General features: G+C 70.4%; 1 protein-coding gene. It reads right to left on the bottom strand.

Annotated features, from left to right (window positions below; all coding sequences use genetic code 11):
- Positions 1-1,296 (bottom strand): AMP-binding protein (locus ABZ434_RS36075; protein WP_359146345.1); only part of this gene is annotated, 1,296 nt, incomplete at both ends.

Here is a 1,296-nt window from a genome sequence, read left to right on the forward strand (position 1 = left end):
GTGGACCAGATGGTGGTTTCGGTGGGTCCGTAGACGTTGAGGACCGAGGCTGCGGCGGTGGTGAGTTGGGTGGCGAGGTCGGTGGGCAGGGCCTCACCGCCTACCAGGACCCGGACATTGCGCAGCGACTCGCCTGCGTCGGCCACCACCGCACGCCAGAGGCTGGGGGTCGCCTGCATCACCGAAATGCCCTGCCCGGCAACCGCGGCCCGCAGACCGGCCGGGTCGAGGACGAGGTCCCGGCTCGCCAGGACCACGGTGGAACCGGACACCAGGGGTGCGAAGAGCTCGAGTCCCGCGATGTCGAAGCCGACCGTGGTGACCGCCAACAGGCGGTCCTCCGGGGTGAACCCGACGCGCTCGGCCATGTCGAGCAGAAGGTTCGCCAGGTTGGCTCGGGAGACGACGACCCCCTTGGGCCGGCCCGTCGAACCGGAGGTGTAGATGACGTACGCCGCCGCACGGGGATCCGCCGAGACGCTCCGGGCGCGCTCACCGCCGAGCAGTGCGGGCAGTGTCTCCGTGTCCAGGGTGAGGACGGGCCGGGTCGTGCTCAGCATGTGGGCGACCCGGTCGGCCGGGTATCCCAGGTCGAGCGGCAGATAGGCGCCGCCGGTCTTGAGGACGGCGAGCAGCGCGACGACGAGGTCCACGGAGCGGGGCAGCGCCACGGCGACGAACTGCTCGGGTCCGACCCCTCGCTCGATCAGGGAGCCGGCGAGCCTGGCAGCACGCTCGTCCAGTTCCGCGTAGGTGACGGCGGTGTCCTCGAAGACGACCGCCACCGCGTCCGGAGTCGCTTCCGCCCTCGCCTCGAAGAGGGCGACCACGTCCGCGACGCCCGCGAACGACCGGGTGGTGGCGTTCCGCTCCTCGAGGAGCAGCCGGCGTGCGTCGGGGGCGAGGAGGGAAACCTGGCCGGCACGGATCTCGGGGTCGGCGATCACCGTGCTGAGCACGCGTACGAAGCGCTCGCACAGCACCTCGGCCGTACGTGCGTCGAAGAGATCCGCGCTGAACTCGAGTACCCCGCCGATGCCCGCCTCGGTGCCGTCCGGTCCGTGCTGTTCGCCCAGGTTGAAGGCGAGGTCGAAACGGGCCGCGTCGGAGCCCATGGTCCGGTCCGAAACGCTGACCCCCGGCCACTCCCCGAGCGACTTGGCCGCTTCCGCCTGATCCAGGTTGTGCAGGGAGAGCATGGTCTGGAAGAGGGGGTGGCGTGTGGTGGAGCGTTCGGGGTTGAGGATTTCGACGAGTCGTTCGAAGGGGACGTCTTGGTTGCTGTAGGCGGCGAGG

The sequence above is a fragment of the Streptomyces sp. NPDC005761 genome (assembly GCF_040630635.1).
Classification (GTDB): Bacteria; Actinomycetota; Actinomycetes; order Streptomycetales; family Streptomycetaceae; genus Streptomyces.